The following is a 16,984-nucleotide window of genomic DNA, read 5'->3' as shown; positions in this document are numbered from 1 at the left end:
CGAACATGAATGCGCTGCTGTCGAGGATGGGACGAGGGATTGGCGTAATCTTTTAAAAAAAGACGTGGTCGATCCGCGTCGTGTTTGCTCGGGGCGCAGATGCGGCACATATCCTATACAAGCTTGGCGAACGGCCTTTCGGCGCAGGACTTCGCCAAGATTCTCGAGCATGCTCGCGCATGGAACCAGCAAAATCAGATTCGCGGTGCGATCGCCTTCGACGGGCGGATGATCACGCAGATCATCGAGGGACCGCGTGCAATCACGGACGAACTCTACCTGCGCATTCTCGGTGATCCGCGCCATACCGGCGTCGTTCTGCAATCGCGGGCAGATATCGCGCAATCCCAGTTCGACGGCTTCGGCCTCACCCGCATGACCCCGTCGGACCTCTACATGATCTCGCTGAGCATCGTCGAAAAATACGGCTCCGGCGACAGTGCAGCCGAGCCGCTGGTCAGGCGTTTCGACTGACGGAGGCTCAGCGCGCCCGATAGCTCGCGAACAGCGCGGTGAGAAGCGGCCGTCCCGCCGCCATCAGGTCGAACCCGTCGCCGATCTTCAGCCATTGCGAGAACAAGCCGCTGACGGCGGCGCAATAGGCGTTCGCGGCCGTCTTGGCGGTCCATTCGCCCGACAGCGCCCCGGTCTCCTCGGTGCGGGCGAAGACGCGCTCGATGCGGACGGCGAAGTCGTCGTCGCTGTCGCGCATGCGGGCGAGAGCCTCCTGCATCTCGCCGATATATTCGCACCGGAACAGGAGGATCGAATAGACGCGCTTGCCGCGTTCGTCCGTCGGGGCGAGCCGCAGGACCTCGAGCGTCTTTTCGAGCAGGGTCGCGAGCATGTCCTCGGCGCCGAGCAGCTGGCCGGCGTCGAACAGACGCTCCTTCGGCAGATGCGCCCTGTCCTGCATCGCCTTGAACAGTTCGAGCTTGTTCTCGAAATGCCAGTAGATCGCACCGCGGGTCATCCCCGCCTCGGCGGCGATCTGCGACAGGGTGGTGGCGGCGACGCCCTGGCGAAAGAACACCGTTTCGGCCGCGTCGAGGATCGCCTCGCGCGTCTGCTCGGCGCATTCCTTCGTTCGTCGCAATTTCTCTCTCCTCCTTGCGTTATACATACATGCATGTATTTTAGCTGCAATGCAACATCTGCGGCGTCGGGCCGCGGCGTCGAAAGTCCTTACCATGCAGACGTTTAATCTCGGCCGGGCGATTTTCGTCGCGGCCATCGCGCTGCTTCTGCCGATTCCCTCCCACGCCCAGGCTCCGGGCATGCCGCCGCCGCAGGTCACGGTGGAGACACTTCAGGCAAAGACGGTGCCGGTGATCTACGAATATCCCGGCCGCATCGTCGCCTCCCGCAAGGTCGAGGTGCGCGCCCGCGTCGGTGGTATCCTGCTCGCCCGCAAATTCGACGAGGGAGCGCGGGTGAAGAAGGGCGAGCTTTTGTTCGAGATCGACCCGGCGAGCTACCAGGCCCAGGTGGCGCTGGCAAAGGCGCAGATTGCCCAGGCGAATGCCACGCTCTCGCAGGCAAGGCGCAGCGAGGAGCGCGCCCGGGCGCTGACCAGGCGCGGCGCCTCGAGCCAGTCGACCCTCGACGATGCGATCTCGGCGCGCGAACTCGCCGAGGCCCAGGTCGAGGCCGCGCAAGCGCAGCTGAGGAGCGCCGATCTCTCGCTCCAATACGCCACCGTCGAGGCCCCGGCCGGCGGCATCACCAGCCTCGAACAGGTGCCCGAAGGCTCGCTCCTGTCCACCGGCGATCTGCTCACCGAAATCAGCCAGATCGATCCCGTTTACGCAAACTTCTCGGCCGCCGACACCGAGACCGCCTCGATCCGCGAGATGGTCGAGGAAGGCGCGCTCGGCGGGGCGCGGACGCAGGCCGACCTCACGGTCGAGGTGGTGTTCGGCGACGGCTCGACCTATGGCGAGACCGGCAAGATCGACTTCACCTCGACCTCGATCGACACCCAGACCGGCACGATCCTGTCACGCGCCGTCATGCCCAATCCGGGCGGCAAGCTTCTGCCCGGCCAGTTCGTGCGGCTGCGCCTCAAGGGGCTCGTCGCCAAGAACGCCATCGTCATTCCCGCCGAGGCCCTGATGCAAGGCCCGCAAGGCGTCTTCGTCTACAAGATCGACGACAAGAACGTCGCCGCCGTCGCGCCGATCGAGATCGAGCGCCAGATCGCCGACGGCTATCTCGTCAAGTCGGGCCTCAGCGCCGGCGACATGCTGATCACCAAGGGTGTGGTCAAGGTGCGGCCCGGCGCGCCGGTGAACCCGGTGACGCCGGACGGCGCCCCCGGCGAGCCGACGGCCAAGGAGACGGCCGCACGATGAATTCCCGCTTCTTCGTCGACCGGCCGATCTTCGCCGTCGTCATCTCCGTCATCATCACCCTCGGCGGCGTCCTGTCGCTGCGATCGATGCCGATCGAGCAGTACCCGCAGCTCGTCCCGCCGCAGGTCGTCGTCACCGCTTCCTATCCCGGCGCCTCCGCCGAGACCCTCGCCCAGACCGTGTCGGCGCCGATCGAGCAGCAGATCAACGGCGTCGAGGACATGATCTACATGCAATCGACCAATTCCTCGACGGGAACGGCGTCGATCGCGGTGACCTTCGCGTCCGGCACCGACCCGGACCAGGCGACGATCAACGTCAACAACCGCGTCCAGCAGGCGACCGCGTCGCTGCCCGAAGAGGTGCAGCGCCTCGGCGTCACCGTCGCCAAGCGCTCCTCCCAGATCCTCGCCGTCATCACCATGGCGTCGAAGGATCCGCGCTACGACGCGACCTATGTGTCGAACTACGCCCTGCTCTACGTCCTCGACGAATTGAAACGCCTGCCGGGCATCGGCGAGGCGCAACTCTTCGGCGCCCGCAACTATTCCATGCGCATCTGGCTGCAGCCGGACCGCCTCGCCCAATACGGCCTGACGCCGACCGACGTCGCGACGGCGATCCGCGACCAGAACTCGCAATTCGCCGCCGGCCAGTTCGGCGCGCCGCCGTCTGGCGGCGATCTCGCCTTCACCTATTCCGTCACCACCGAAGGCCGGCTGCCCGACGCGGAAGCCTTCGAGAACATCATCCTCCGGTCCGATTCCAACGGCTCGTCGCTGCTCCTGAAGGACGTGGCAAGGGTCGAGCTCGGCGCCCAGGACTACGGCTTCAACGGCTCCTACAACGGCACCCCGGCCGTGCCGATCGGCATCTATCTGCAGCCCGGCGCGAACGCGCTCGCCACCCTCGAAGCGGTCAACCAGCGCATGGGCGAATTGTCGAAGTCGTTTCCCGACGGGATTTCCTGGGCGATCCCCTTCGACACGACGAAGTTCATCGAGGCCTCGATCGAGGAGGTGATCCACACCTTCATCGAGGCGATGGTGCTGGTCTTCATCGTCGTCTTCGTCTTCCTGCAGTCGTTCCGGGCGACGCTGATCCCGATGCTCGCCGTGCCGGTGTCGATCCTCGGCACCTTCGGCGCGCTGCTGGCCTTCGGCTTCTCGATCAACCTCCTGACGCTGTTCGGCCTGGTGCTGGCCATCGGCATCGTCGTCGACGACGCCATCGTCGTCCTCGAAAATGTCGAGCGCATCATGCGCACCGAGGGCCTGTCGCCGAAGGAGGCGACGGCCAAGGCGATGAGCGAGGTCACCGGGCCGGTGATCGCCATCGTTCTCGTGCTGTGCGCCGTCTTCGTGCCGGTCGCGTTTCTCGGCGGCCTCGCCGGCACCATGTACCGGCAGTTCGCGCTGACCATCGCCGTTTCGGTGACGATCTCCGGCATCGTCGCTCTGTCGCTGACGCCGGCGCTCTGCTCGGTGATCCTGAAGCCGACCCATGGCCGGCCGATCGCGCCCTTCCGCTGGTTCAATGCCGGCTTCGACAGGCTGACGAACGCCTATGGGGCCGGCGTCGCCTTCATCATGCGCCGGGCGGTCGTGGCGCTCGTCCTCTTCGCCGCGCTGTGCTTCGGCATCTGGCACTTCATGCAGACGCTGCCGGGTTCGCTGGTCCCCAACGAGGACCAGGGCGTCAATTTCGCCGTCGCCATCCTGCCGCCGGCCGCCTCGCTGCAGCGGACCACGGACGTCATCGACGAGATGGTCACCAATCTGCGCAAGCACCCCGCCGTGAAGGACGTCACTGCCTTCGCCGGCTTCGACCTTCTCGCCGGCGTCCAGAAGTCGTCTGCCGGCGTTGCCTTCATCACGCTGAAGGACTGGTCCGAGCGCACCGATCCCGCTCTGGATTCGCGCAATCTCGTCGGCCCCTTCATCGGCATGAATGCCGGCATTCAGGACGGGCTGATCCTCGCCTTCAACCCGCCGCCGATCCAGGGCCTGTCGACCACCGGCGGCTTCGACCTGTTCGTCCAGGACCGGCGCGGCGGCGGCTCGGAGGCGCTGCTTGAAGCGGCGAACGCCGTCGTCGCGGCCGCCGCCAAGCGGCCGGAACTTGCCGGCGTCAGAACCTCGTTTTCGGCCAACGTCCCGCAATACCGGATCGACGTCGACCGGCAGAAGGCCAAATCCCTCAACGTTCCGATCTCGTCGATCTTCACCACCATGCAGGCGACCTTCGGCACGCTCTATGTCAACGACTTCACCCTGCTCGGCCGCAACTACCGCGTCACACTGCAGTCGGAAGCCGACTTCCGCCGCACGCCGGACGATCTGCGCTTCGTCTATGTCCAGGCGACCAACGGCTCGATGATCCCGCTCGACACGCTCCTCGACGTCAAGCGCGTCGTCGGGCCGGATCTCATCGAGCGCTTCAACGCCTTCAACGCCGCGAAGATCTCCGGCGGCCCGGCGCCGGGCTTCTCCTCCGGACAGGCCTTGGCGGCAATGCAGGAGGTGGCGGCAGAGAACCTGCCCGAAGGCTTCCAGATCGCCTGGACGGGCTCGGCCTATCAGGAAATCCAGGCCGGCGGCACCGGCGCCGTCGCCATGGGCTTCGGCATCCTGATGGTCTTCCTGATCCTCGCCGCGCAATATGAGCGCTGGACGCTGCCGATCGCCGTCCTCCTCGCCGTGCCCTTCGCCGTCTTCGGCGCGCTTCTGGCGATCTGGCTTCGTGGCCTCGACAACGACGTCTATTTCCAGATCGGTCTCGTCACGCTGGTCGGGCTTGCGGCGAAGAACGCCATCCTGATCGTCGAATTCGCGGTTTTGAAACGCGAGGAGGGGATGTCCGCCTTCGAGGCGGCGCTGGAAGGCGCGAAACTGCGCTTCCGGCCGATCGTGATGACCTCGCTCGCCTTCATCCTCGGTGTCGTGCCTCTGGCCATCTCGACGGGGGCGGGCTCGGCCTCGCGCCATTCCATCGGCACCGGCGTCATCGGCGGGATGCTGGCGGCGACCTTCGTCGCGATCTTCTTCATCCCGCTGTTCTACCGCCTGCTGTCGCCCGACCGCAAAAGCGCCGGCGGCAGGACGGGCCGAACGGATGAGCTTCCGGCCCCGCAACCGGCAGAGTAATGCGTCACGCCGGCCGGCGCCGAGAAGATGGGCGGGCGCACCCTGACCTGTGCCCGCCCGTTTTCGCATCAAGCCTTGGCGCGCGTCTATTCCGCCGCCGCCTTCATCGCCGCTTCGCTGCCCATGCGCGGCATGTAGAGTTCGACCGGGTCGTCCACACCGTCGAGCATGTGGGCACCGACCGCTTCCCACCGGTCGGGCAGGAAATCGGCGACGCGCTTGCTGGCGAGCACGTTCGTGCCCAGACCCTTGGTCAGCTTCTCGATCCGCTCAACCTCCGTCACGGTGGAGCCGATCACGGTGAAGGCGAGGCGCTCGGGGACGCCGATATTGCCGAAGACCACCTTGCCGAGATTGAGACCGATGCCGAAGAAGAGCTCGTCGAGGCCCTTGCCGCGGCGTTCGGCATTGAAAGCGTCGCGCATCTCGAAGGATTCGGCGATCGCCTTGAGCACCTTCTTGCTCAGTTCCTCACCCTCCTCCCGCGTTTCCATCGGAAAGACGATCAGAACCGCATCGCCGATGAAGGCCAGCACCTCGCCGCCGACGCGGATCGCAGGGCGGGCCGCGCATTCGAAATAGGCGTTGAGAAGTGCCAGGAAGTCTTCGCTCGGCAGGGTGCTCGTCAGATGCGTCGAACCGCGCAGGTCGGAATACCACACGAGCGCCTTGGTCGTCGCGCCGTCGCCGAGCCGGATGTTGCCCTCCAGCACGCTGCGCCCGGCCTGACGGCCGAGATAGGTCTCGACGATGTTGGTGGTGATCTGCTGTTGGATGATCGACTTGGAAACCAGCGACAGGCTGCGCTGGATCTCCTGCAACACCGAAAGGTCCTCCTCGGTGAAGCCGCCCTCGCGATCGCAGGCCCAGATGACGATGATGCCGGTCCCGCTCGAGTCGATTCCCTTGCCCGCCTGCTTGAAGCCCGTGCGCAGGGCCAGATAGTCGGTGATGCCATCCGCCGCCAGCTCTTCCAGGAGCCTGAAATCGATCAGCTTGCCGGGTCCGGTCAGGCGCCTGCGCAGGATATTCAGATCATTCTCCAGCATGTGCCTCAGCGGGCTCGCCTGCCAGGCCTTGGTGTTGGCATCCTGATGGTGGAAATGGCCGAGCGTCGCCTCCCTTTCATCGCGATCCCAAGAGATCATCTCGGCACGAAACAAGGGATGCAGCGTCGGCCAGTTGAGCCGGGCCCGCGAGATCGGCACGCCGATACCGAGGAGCTTCATGCACAGGCGATAGAAGATGTCCTCGAGCTTCGGTTCCCCCAGAGCCTCGCTCAAGAGCCATTCATTGACCTGATCGGCGAGCCCCATGCCGGCCCCTTTCATCGTCTTGCCCACAGCATCGCGGCCCCTTTGCCGGGGACCGCCGCGACAGAAGCGTCACTCCCGCGCGGGCCGGCCCGCGCCCTCCCGCAGCCCTAGATCGCGATCGTCATGCCGGTCCTGGCGGCGCGAGCACCGGCAAACTCGGCCTCGACCTTGGCCTCGATGTCCTCGAGCCAGCCATCGGTGCGCGAGATGTCGTGGTGAAACAGCAGAAGCTGCTTCACGCCGGCAGCCTTGCAAAGGCGCACGCCCTGCTGCCATGTCGAGTGACCGAAGCCGACATAGCGCTCGAATTCCTCGTCCGTATAGGTCGAATCATAGATCATCACCTCGGCCCCGGCGATGAATTCGACGAGCGCGGCGTCGATCGTGCCGACCTCGTGCTCGGTGTCGGTGATGTAGCAGAGCGCCCGCCCGTCATATTCGACGCGGTATCCGACGGCGCCGTTCGGATGGTTCAGCCGGAAGGTCTTCGCCGCAATCCCGTCGCCGAGATCGAGAACGTCCGGCGGGCGGAAGTCGCGATAGTCGATGTCCGCGGCGAACTGTTTCGGCGAGACCGGAAAATAGGGCGCGCACATGAAGTCGTTGACCATCTCCCGGCAGGTCGTGCCGTCGAGGAGATGGCCGGCGAAGATGCGGGCCGACACGTGATCCTTGTAAAGCGGGATCAGGAAGGGCAGGCCCATGATGTGGTCGAAATGGCAATGGGTGAGGAGAATGTCGAAGTCGGCGACCTTCGCCTCGTAGAGCCTGCGACCGGCGGCGACGATGCCGGTGCCGGCGTCGAGGAAGATCGTCCGCCCGCCGCAGCGAAGCTCGATGCAGCTCGTGTCGCTGCCGTAGTGCTTGTTGGCCGCGGCCGGTGCCGAAATCGAACCCCGCGCGCCCCAGACGGTCAGCTCGAACGAGCTCATTGCGGCCGCCCCTGCCCCTGCCCATGCCCCTGGCCGGCCGCGAGATTGCGGGCCTTGACCAGTTCCGCATTGGTGTGGCTCAGCCGCTCGGCGAGGCCACGCATCACTTCCGTCGCGATTTCGGGAAACTGCCGCACGAGCTGCAGGAAGGCCTCCTTGCGCACGCGCAGTGCCGAAAGCTTCGTCGTCGCCGTCACGGTGGCGGTGCGCGGGACGTCGCAAAGGATCGAGATCTCGCCGACGACATCGCCGGTCTTCAGGCTGGCGACCACGAAATCGCCGGTCTCCGCCGCGATGGAAACGTCCGCTTCCCCCTCCATCAGGACGAAGGCGGCGTCTCCCCTTTCGCCCTGACGGCAAAGCACCTGGCCTTCGCGGTACATTACCGTCTCGGCCGTATAGGCGATGAGTTTCAGCCGGCTCGGCTCGATGCCCGCAAACAGCGGGACGGCCCGCAAAAGGTCGATTTCGGATTTCAGAAGCATCGTCTTCGACCCTAGCCCCGCCGTCCCTTACGCAAGCCGGCCCCGATCCGGGAGCCGCCATACACCGCCATCGCCGCCAAGCCGGGATGCTGCGAAATCAGCCCCTTTTCGGCCGCCGATTGCATCTCGGCGAAAGCACCCGCCAAGCTTGGCACGTCTGCGCCGGCTGCATCAATAGGATGGGCCGCCGCTCGCATTTGGAAAGGCACCAAGACGCGCATGGTCACATGACCTCCTGGGGTTGCGCCGTTTGGCTTTCCCGTTCCTGCAGGCGTCCTTCCCGGAACTCGATCACCCGATCGAAGAGATCGGCGTGGTCGGCATGGCCGAGCACCCACAGGATGACCTGGCGCGGCACGTCCAGCGTCCGGCGCGCCTCGATCACCGCGTGGGTGATCCGCCGCTGGGTCTCGCCGTCGAGCGCCGAGAGCGGCCGGTTGAGAACCAGAATGTCGGGCCGCTTGAGCAGCGCTCGCGCCAGGGTCAGCTTCTGCTGCTGGCCGGCGGAAAGCCGCTTGGCGCCACTGCCGATGTCGAAATCGAGGCCGAGATCGAAGACCACCTTGAACAGCCCGGTCGCATGGAGGGTTTCCGACAGGACCGCGTTGATCCGCCCCGGCGCCTCGGCATAGCGCGAGACGATGCGGCCGAACAGGATGTTGTCCTGAAGGCTCGCGGCGCGATTGATGCCGGCTGCGTCATGGAGGAACACTGCCCCGGCGAGGTCCGGCCCGAGCCCGTCGGCGAAATGCTCGCGCGCGGCGACGATCGCCTTTTGCATGTCCGCGTCGAGAAGTCCGAGGCGATGGCGCGGCTCGACATAGTTCAGTGCCAGACGCTGGAAGGCGCGGCGATCCTTGTCGTCGCGCTTGGCCTCGCCGTCGATCCGGCGCAGCGCCGCCCGGTAGAGATCGACGTCCTCGGGCGACATCAGGTCGATGTCGTCGAGCAGCGGGTTGTCGGCGGAAAGATCGCCGAAGATCTCGATCAGCGTCTCGGCGATCTGCCGGCCCATGACGAAGAGCTTTTCGTCGAGACCGGTCGTCTTCAGGACCGCTTGCAGGGACGCCCGCTCGACGAGCGGCTCCTCGGCGTCGGCGTCGGGATCGGCGATGCCGAAGACGAGATTTTCGAAGACCGTCGCATATTCGGAATAGCGGCTCTTGTCGAAGCCCTCGAAATAGTCCTCGTCGCCGCCCTCGATCAAAAGCTGGCGAAAGCGCGCCCTTGCGTTCAGGATCCGGTCGGCGACGCCCTCGGCGAGGCTGTCGGGCAGCTTGCCGCGCAGGCCAAGGCGGGCGATGTCGGACCGCAGCTCGACGATGTCGAGCACCTCGGCGAGACGCGCGGCAAGCGTGTCGGGACCGGACACGCCGGCCGCCTCGTAGTCGATCCAGTCGTCGCGAATGTCGAGATCGATATTGCCGGAGAGCCGCGCCTCCTCGAGCCGCATCACCTCTGCGGCGTTGGTTCGCTCCTCGCGTCGCAGCGGCACATGCTGGAGGCCGTAGGTCAGGGCCCCGCGCACGCTCATCTGCGGCAGAAACAGGCCCGAGGCCGAATAGCCGAGACGCCGGCCCGGAATGGCATCGGGCATCGTATCGAGCGCCGTTCCGGCAAGGACGATGCGGCCACCGGCGGGCTGAACGAGCCGCACCAGCGCATCGGCGAGATACTCCGCGCCGCCGCCCGGCGGACCGACGGCGGCCACGGCTTCGCCGGAGGCGAGCTTCAGCGTCGTCGGATAGAGCAGCTCGTTGCCGGAATCGTCGGTCACCTTCAGGTTCGTCACCGCGACTTCGCCATCGAGCTTCGGCGGAGGATCGAAGCAGACCTTCTGCAGATCAGAAGGCACGAGGTCGTTCATCACGAACTGCTCGCGGATCTGGGCGTATTTCGACTGGACGTCCACGCGGCCCTGATCCCAGGCGATCAGCTCCTTCAGCGGCGCCGGCAGATCCTTGTAGGCGGCGATGACGGCGACCAGCTGGCCGATGTCGAGCCGGCCCTGGATCACCAAATAGCCGCCGCCGAGATAGAAGATGAACGGCGTCATCTGGGCGATCAGATTGTTGAGGAAATTCACGAAGAACTTCCACTGGTAGAAATCGTAGCGGATCGACAGGATCTTGCCGAGCCGGCTGCCGAGTTCCGCCCGTTCCCAGTTCGACGTGTCGTTGGTGCGGATCGACGCGATGCCCTCGACCACCTCGCCGATCCGGCCGGAGAGGATCCGGGCGGTCAGCTGGCGATGGCGCGCCAGAACGACCAGCCGGCGGCGCATGCGCGGGATCAACAGGATCTGCACCAGAACGATCGCGCCGGCGACCATGCCGAGCCAGAAATTCTGCAGAACGATGAAGAACAGCGCCGTCAGCGCCTGGCTGAGCAGCAGCGCCGGATCGGCGAAGGCGCTGCCGCCGAAGCCGCCGACGGGCTCGGTCTCGTCCTTGATCATCGAGGCGATTTCCGAACCGCGCACCTGCTTGAAGCGGCCGGAGGGAAACCGCAGCACCCGGTCGACGAGCTGATAGCGCAGCCGGCGCAGGAGCCGCTCGCCGAGCTTGCCCTTGTATGTCGAGAGATAGAACTTGAAGAGCCCGTTGACGATGACGAAGAACAGGAACGTCATCGACAGCGCGACGAGCACCCCGAACCGGTCGAGCTCCACCCCGTCCGAAATGTGCAGCTGCCCACCACCGAGAAAATCCGGCAGCGGGATGAAGAAATTGAACAGGGTCTGGGTCTGTCCCGGCTGCCATTCACCCGAGATCGGGCCGTTGACGATGCGCTTGGGCAGATCAAGCGTCAGATAGTAGAGCGGCAGCGACACGGCGAGGACGCCGAACACCCACAGCTGCTGGCTCTTGGTGTAGCGCCAGACATAGCGAAAGACGCTTTCGTCGAGTTCGTCGGGCGCGCTCATGCCGGCGTCTCCAGCGATCGGACCGCGGACGCCACCGCCGCGTCGACGCCGCCGCGGCGAACGCCGCCTTTCAGAAAATCGAGGTCGGCTGCGCGCACGAAATGTCCCGGCCGCGCTTCCAGAAGCGGCGGCAGCTCCTCGCCCGCCGCCACCGTGAAAGGCGCCGGCCAGTCGCGGCGGCCGATCAGCCCGGCCTCGGGGAGATTGGAGAAATCCAGCGGACGGGCGAGGTCGGCGTGGGGCACGGCCTCGATCAGAAGCTTCGTGTAGGGATGCAGCGGCCGTTGCAACAGCTCGATCCGGGGCGCGAGCTCGACGATCGCCCCGTCGCACATCACGGCGATCCGATCGGCGATGTGGTTCACCACGGCGAGATTGTGGGTGATGAAGATGTAGGTGAGGCCCGAAAGCCGTTGCAGATCCTTGAGGAGGTTGAGGATCTGGGCCTGGACCGAGACGTCGAGGGCGGCCACCGGCTCGTCGCAGACGAGGATTTCCGGCTCGAGGGCGAGCGCTCGGGCAATGCCGATCCGCTGGCGCTGGCCTCCCGAGAAGCTATGCGGATAGCGCGAGGCATAGGCAGGCTCGAGCCCGACGGCGGCAAGAAGCCGCTCGACCCGCGCGCGGCGTTCGGCGGGCTTGCACAGATCATGGATTTCGAGCGGTTCGGACAGGATCGCACCGACCGTCATTCTGGGATCGAGGGACGAGAAGGGATCCTGGAAGACATATTGCATCCGCTTGCGGACCTTGAACATCGTCTCGCGATCGGCCGACACGATATCCACCGGCGCCTCGCCGCCATGCAAGACGATCGACCCCGAATCGACCGGGACGGCGCGCATCAGCGCCCGGGCGAGCGTCGTCTTGCCGGAGCCCGATTCCCCGACGAGGCCGAGGCATTCGCCCCGCAGCAGCGTCAGGCTGACATCGTCGAGCGCGCGGATCACCCGCGCCGGGGCCCGGCCGACGAGACGCCGCTCGCCACGCAGCGAAAAGCTCTTGGTGAGATGCCGCGCCTCCACCAGCGGCTCGCCGATCGGGCCGCTCGCCTGCGGCCTGACCAGCGCGTCGGCATCGATCTTGATCTCGCGGATCGGCGTCAGCCGCCGCTGCTCGGTCTCGGAAAAATCCGGCACCGCCTTCATCAGCGAGACGAGATAGGGATGGGAGGGGCGCGAAAAGATCGTCTCGACCGAGCCGGATTCGACGATCCGCCCGTGATGCATGACGACGACTTCCTCGGCGAGATTGGCGACGACGCCGAGATCGTGGGTGATCAGAAGCACCGCCATGTCGAGCTCGGCCTGAAGATCCTTCAAAAGCTTGAGGATCTGCGCCTGCAGTGTCACGTCGAGCGCCGTCGTCGGCTCGTCGGCGATCAGAAGCGGCGGCCGGCACATCAGCGCCATGGCGATCATCGCCCGCTGGCGCAGCCCGCCGGACAGCTCGAACGGATACATGCGCAGCGCCCGCTGCGGCTCGGGAAAGCGCACGAGCCTCAAGGTCTCGGCCGTCAGCTCGGCGATCTCGGCCTTCGAGGCGGACCGGTGGATCGCCGCCATCTCGCCGATCTGGTCGCCGAGGGTGTGGAGCGGCGAAAACGCCGTCATCGGCTCCTGGAAGACCATGGCGATCGAGCGGCCACGGATCGAGCGGAACTTCGGCGAGGCGCGCGGGATCGCCGCCAGATCGACCTCGCCGAGCTCGGCGTCGCGAAACAGGATCCTGCCCGAGGTGATGACGCCGTTCTTCGGCAGAAGGCCGAGGATCGTCTGGGAGGTCACCGACTTGCCGGAGCCGGATTCGCCGACAAGGGCGACGGTGCGCCCCGGCGCCACCGACATCGAGAAGCCGGAGACGGCCTTCGTCGTGCCGGCCATCGAGCGGAACTCGACGGACAGGTCCTCGATGGAAAGAAGCGCGGCCGCCGCGCGATCCGCAGAAACCGAAACCGTCGCCGGTGGCGATCGCACGTCACGCGCCAAGCCGTTTTCCCCAAAGTTGCGCCGCCTCACGGCCGGTCGCTTCGCCTCCGTCTGCCGAGGCTTTGGTTGCATTATCACGGTTGCGGCAGCGCTTCGCCAGATGTTTTGTCGAAAGCGCCGGCCGGCGGAAGAGGACTAGCCGTCGATCAGTCTCCTGATCGCCAGCGCGGTGGCATCGGCGCCTTCCAGATCGATCGCGGCCGCCGGCCGATCCCGCTTGGCATGAGCGCGCGCAATTGCCGCGGCGAAGATGTCCGGCGAGAGCGTCGAAGCCTCGACCACGTCGAGGAGACCCATCGCCTCCATCCGTCTGGAGCGAAACGCCTGCTCGGTTTCCTCGCCGTCGTCATAGGGCACGACGATCGCCGGGATCCTCGCCCGCATCAGGTTCATCACCGTGTTGTAGCCGGCCTGCGAGATCGACAGCGACGCCCCGTCGAGCAGCGCCTGGAAGCGCGGAGAGAAACGCTCGACGATGGTTTTCTCGTCTGCCATCGCCGCGAGCGCTGCATATTCGGCGTCGCTCGCCCGCGGCCCGGTGAGGAAGTGCCAGACCTTGTCGCGGATCTCGGGAGGGCACAGCTTGCGCGCCGCGATGGCGGTCTGGAGCAGGGAGCCTGCCGCCGCGCCGCCGCCGGCCGAGACGACCACGCGGTCGTTCGCCTCGCCCGCCCCGCGCTCCGCCGCCTCGGTGACGTAACCGGTATAGGTGACGAGATCCTCGATCTCCCCGGCATGGGAATAGGTTTCGCCGAAGGTGAAGAGCGCCGGGTCGGAATGCACCAGCACGGCGGCGAGATGCTGACGCGCGAGCCTTGCGGCGAACTCCGCCCGCTCCGGATGCTTGGTGGCGACGAGAATGTCGCGCACCGAGGTGACGCATTTCGTCCCCATCCGGCTCGCATGCTCGATCAGGGGCACCAGCTCGAACCTGAAGCGCCAGCGGCCGAAGGGAAACATCTCTAGAAGGACGACATCGGGCCGCAGGCGATCATGCAGATCGATCAGAGCTTTGGTCCGCCGCTCCTTCCATGCCGCATCGACCGGCACGCCGGCCTCGTCGTAAAGGGTCTTGAAGTCCGCTCCCTCGATCGAGACCGGCGGCAGCTGCACGACATCGGCCTCGGCAAACGGCATCTGGGGCACCGGATGACCCCCCAGAGCAACCGTCACCTCGATGCCTCTTGCGGCCATCGCCCGGGCGATCAGTTCGCCGCGCCTCAGATGGCCGACACCGAGGAGATGCTGCACGTGAAACAGAACCCGCATCACACGGTCCTTTCGATGCTGCGAGACGGGGCGCGGGAGGCCCGAAAGCGGCGGAGCGTTTCGCCGAGAAGGTGATCGAGCCGGCCCGCCGCCGACGCGATGTCATGATGGTCGACGACCCTTTGTCGCGCGGCTTCGCCGAAAGCTCGGCGCCGCCCGGGATCGAGCAGGGCGCGAACCGCCCCGGCAAAGGCGTCGGCGTCGCCCTGGCGCGGGAGAAGACCCGTCTGGCCATGGCCGACGACGCCGGCGACGCCCGCGCTCGCCCCCGCGACGACGGGCAGGCCCGAGGCCTGCGCCTCGATCAGCGCCATGCCATAGGCCTCCTTCACCGCCGGCCAGACAAACAGGTCGCAGGCGGACAGAAGCGCCGGCATGTCGGCGCCGGGCACCTCCCCCAGAAACGTCGCGTCGACGCCCTTTTCGGCAAAGGCCGCGCGCACCTCGGCTTCGGCGGGGCCGGCTCCTGCGATCAGAAGCTCGAAGGCGTCGGCATCAAGCCGTGACACGGCTTCGGCCAAGACACGGTAGGAGGCGAGCTTCTGGTCGCTGCGCATCATCGCCGCCGTCACGAGCCAGGGCCTTGACGGGTCGAGCCCATGGCGGCGCGCAAGCCGCGCGCGCGCTCCGCCGCGGTCCCCGGTCGCCGCCAGAAGGGGCGAGGCGTCGATGAAGGGCGGCAGATCCGCCATCGGCGCGTCCGGCCTCAGATGCGGACGCACGCCCGCCGCGTCGTTCGGATTGAGGGTGAGGACGAGATCGGCCCGGCCGAGCGCCGCAACGCTCTCGCGATAGAAGCGCTCGAAAGGCCCCGACCGCTGCTTGCCGGCGACCGAGGCCTCGGCGACCACATAGGGAATGCCGAGCGCCGTCGCGACATATGGCCCGAGCAGATCGGGCGCCTTGTGATAGAGATGGTAGGTGAACCAGAGATCCGGGCGGTCCGGGGACCTCTCAAGGCGCCTGAGGAGACGCTGCGCAAGACGCTGCCCGATCGCGCCCAGCCTGTCCTGACGGCAGGCTGAGCCGCGGTCATAGCTGCGAAACCGCGACACCAGCACCACGTCATGGCCGCGTCTTTCCAGCGCTGCGGCGAGATTGCGGGCGACGAGCCGGTCACCCGAAGCGATCGGATCGTCCGGCGCCTTCATCGGCGCATAGAACAGGATCTTCATGGCCGGCCGTAGGACGAAACCTGCAAGGCGGGCTCGGCCGAGCCGTTGCCGGTGGAGCGTGCTTGCCGCGGCCGGCCCTCGGCGACGATCTCGTCGACCAGCCGCCGGATCGTCGAAACGCCACCGAGAAGTTTCGGAATGGCAGCGGCCTGGGGCCGGTTCTGGGACGGCAGCGCCCGGATCGCATCCGCCATGATGGCGGCGTTCTCCGCCTCGTCGTCGAGAAGCATCCGGGCAAGGCCGAGATCTTCCGCGCGCGAGGCGCGGATGAACTGCTCGAGCCGCGGCTGGCGGCGCGGCACGATGACCGCCGGCTTGTCGAAGGACAGGATCTCGCAAAAGGTGTTGTAGCCGCCCATGGCGACAATGCCCTCGGCGCGTTCGAACAAGGGTTCGATCGAGGCGGCGAAGGTGATGAGATCGACGCTGTCCAGCTTGCGCGCCCGGTCCTGAAAATCGGCGGCAAAAGCCGATTCCATGAACGGCCCGAGCACGATCTTGGCACGCAGGCCGATCGTATCGCAGCTCTCATAGGCCCTGAGAACCCAGTCGACGAGGCGGGCGCCGTCGCCGCCGCCCCCGGTCGTCACCAGGACGAAGGGCCGCTCGCCCAGCCTGATCTGCTCGGGCAGCGCGCCGGACGGCTCGTCCGCCCTCGGCAGATAGCCGGTGAACTCCGCCCGAGCCCGCACCCGGTCCGAAATCCCGATCCCTTCGAGCGGATCGCAGATTTCCGGCAGGCCGTAGATCCACACGTCGTCGTAAAGCTCCTCGACGGCGGCAAAGGCGCCCTTGCGCGACCATTCCTCGGCGAGCCGCGACGGCTCGTCCATGATGTCGCGCAGGCCGAGCACGAGCCGGCAACCGGTGGTCTTCAGGAAAGCCAGGCTCTCGGCGACCTCGCCGCGCATGCCGAGCGGCTCCTTGTCGACGAGGAAGATGTCGGGGTCGAAGATCTCGGCGGTCTTGGTGATGATTGCCGAGCGGATCTCGGTCAGATCCTCGATCGAAAGCCCCGGATTGGAGGGCGCGTAGCTGTCGGCTCCGAGCTTGACGACGCCCGGCACGCGGATGAAGTCCACCTGCGGCGGGAAGCTGAAGGAGCCGACCATGGGCGAACCGGCGACGATCAGGATCGAGATATCGGGCCGATGGGCGACCAGCGCCTCGGCGATCACCCGCGAGCGCCGCAAATGGCCAAGCCCGAACGTGTCGTGGCTGTAGATCAGGATGCGTGGAGACCGAGACTGCATGGTTTCTCCTGGCGCAGCCCTGTTTGATGCCCGATGACGAAACCGGTTTCGTCCCGTCCGTCCGCGTCGAGATACCGACGCTTTTCTTGCCGCCGGCCGCTCCGGGGCCTTGCCGGCACCGACCGACCAAGCCTCGTTCG

Annotated in this window: 12 protein-coding genes; 3 read left to right on the top strand and 9 right to left on the bottom strand. The window is 66.4% G+C overall.

From position 1 onward, the window contains the following. Nucleotides 1–99: 99 nt before the first annotated feature. Nucleotides 100–474: a BLUF domain-containing protein gene (locus tag J6595_RS16560; protein WP_209595692.1), complete on the top strand. Its 375-nt coding sequence runs from the start codon at nucleotides 100–102 to the stop codon at nucleotides 472–474. Between the two features lie 7 nt (nucleotides 475–481). Here the strand turns inward: J6595_RS16560 and J6595_RS16555 are convergent, their stop codons facing one another. Next, nucleotides 482–1,096 carry a TetR family transcriptional regulator gene (locus tag J6595_RS16555; RefSeq protein WP_209595691.1) on the bottom strand — a complete coding sequence of 205 codons (615 nt, stop codon included), beginning with the start codon at nucleotides 1,094–1,096 and terminating at the stop codon, nucleotides 482–484. 94 nt (nucleotides 1,097–1,190) lie between these two features. Between J6595_RS16555 and J6595_RS16550 the strand changes: the two genes are divergently transcribed. Continuing rightward, nucleotides 1,191–2,354, top strand: coding sequence for an efflux RND transporter periplasmic adaptor subunit (locus J6595_RS16550; protein ID WP_209595690.1), 1,164 nt, complete (start codon nucleotides 1,191–1,193; stop codon nucleotides 2,352–2,354). Continuing rightward, entirely contained in the window at nucleotides 2,351–5,500 is a 3,150-nt protein-coding gene (locus J6595_RS16545; RefSeq protein WP_209595689.1) for an efflux RND transporter permease subunit, read from the top strand. The genes J6595_RS16550 and J6595_RS16545 overlap by 4 nt, the downstream gene beginning before the upstream one ends. An 86-nt stretch (nucleotides 5,501–5,586) precedes the next feature. Here J6595_RS16545 and J6595_RS16540 read toward each other — a convergent pair whose 3' ends face one another. The 8 genes from J6595_RS16540 to J6595_RS16505 form a co-directional block, all read right to left on the bottom strand. After that, the gene (locus tag J6595_RS16540) at nucleotides 5,587–6,831 is read right to left on the bottom strand and encodes an adenylate/guanylate cyclase domain-containing protein (protein ID WP_209595688.1); all 1,245 of its coding nucleotides are present in this window, start codon (nucleotides 6,829–6,831) and stop codon (nucleotides 5,587–5,589) included. A gap of 92 nt (nucleotides 6,832–6,923) precedes the next feature. Next, complete coding sequence (locus J6595_RS16535; protein WP_209595687.1) at nucleotides 6,924–7,748, bottom strand: MBL fold metallo-hydrolase; 825 nt, start codon at nucleotides 7,746–7,748, stop codon at nucleotides 6,924–6,926. After that, nucleotides 7,745–8,233, bottom strand: a complete 489-nt coding sequence (locus tag J6595_RS16530; protein WP_209595686.1) for a cyclic nucleotide-binding domain-containing protein — start codon at nucleotides 8,231–8,233, stop codon at nucleotides 7,745–7,747. Before J6595_RS16530 ends, J6595_RS16535 begins: the two co-directional genes overlap by 4 nt. 223 nt (nucleotides 8,234–8,456) lie before the next feature. Continuing rightward, a complete protein-coding gene (locus J6595_RS16525; protein WP_209595685.1) occupies nucleotides 8,457–11,159 on the bottom strand; it encodes an ABC transporter ATP-binding protein in 2,703 nt (900 codons plus the stop codon). Continuing rightward, nucleotides 11,156–13,147, bottom strand: a complete 1,992-nt coding sequence (locus J6595_RS16520; protein WP_245198593.1) for an ABC transporter ATP-binding protein — start codon at nucleotides 13,145–13,147, stop codon at nucleotides 11,156–11,158. The genes J6595_RS16525 and J6595_RS16520 overlap by 4 nt, the downstream gene beginning before the upstream one ends. Nucleotides 13,148–13,282: 135 nt before the next feature. Beyond that, nucleotides 13,283–14,416: a glycosyltransferase family protein gene (locus J6595_RS16515; protein WP_209595683.1), complete on the bottom strand. Its 1,134-nt coding sequence runs from the start codon at nucleotides 14,414–14,416 to the stop codon at nucleotides 13,283–13,285. Beyond that, nucleotides 14,416–15,591 (bottom strand): glycosyltransferase family 4 protein, encoded by a 1,176-nt coding sequence (locus tag J6595_RS16510; protein WP_209595682.1) that lies wholly within the window; start codon nucleotides 15,589–15,591, stop codon nucleotides 14,416–14,418. The genes J6595_RS16515 and J6595_RS16510 overlap by 1 nt, the downstream gene beginning before the upstream one ends. Then, on the bottom strand, nucleotides 15,588–16,844 hold the full coding sequence (locus J6595_RS16505; RefSeq protein WP_209595681.1) for a glycosyltransferase family protein: 1,257 nt from the start codon (nucleotides 16,842–16,844) through the stop codon (nucleotides 15,588–15,590). The genes J6595_RS16510 and J6595_RS16505 overlap by 4 nt, the downstream gene beginning before the upstream one ends. Between the last annotated feature and the right edge of the window lie 140 nt (nucleotides 16,845–16,984).

The sequence above is a fragment of the Jiella mangrovi genome (genome assembly GCF_017815135.1).
In the GTDB taxonomy this organism is placed as follows: Bacteria; Pseudomonadota; Alphaproteobacteria; order Rhizobiales; family Rhizobiaceae; genus Jiella; species Jiella mangrovi.
This window is presented reverse-complemented; position numbering and strand designations above follow the sequence as displayed.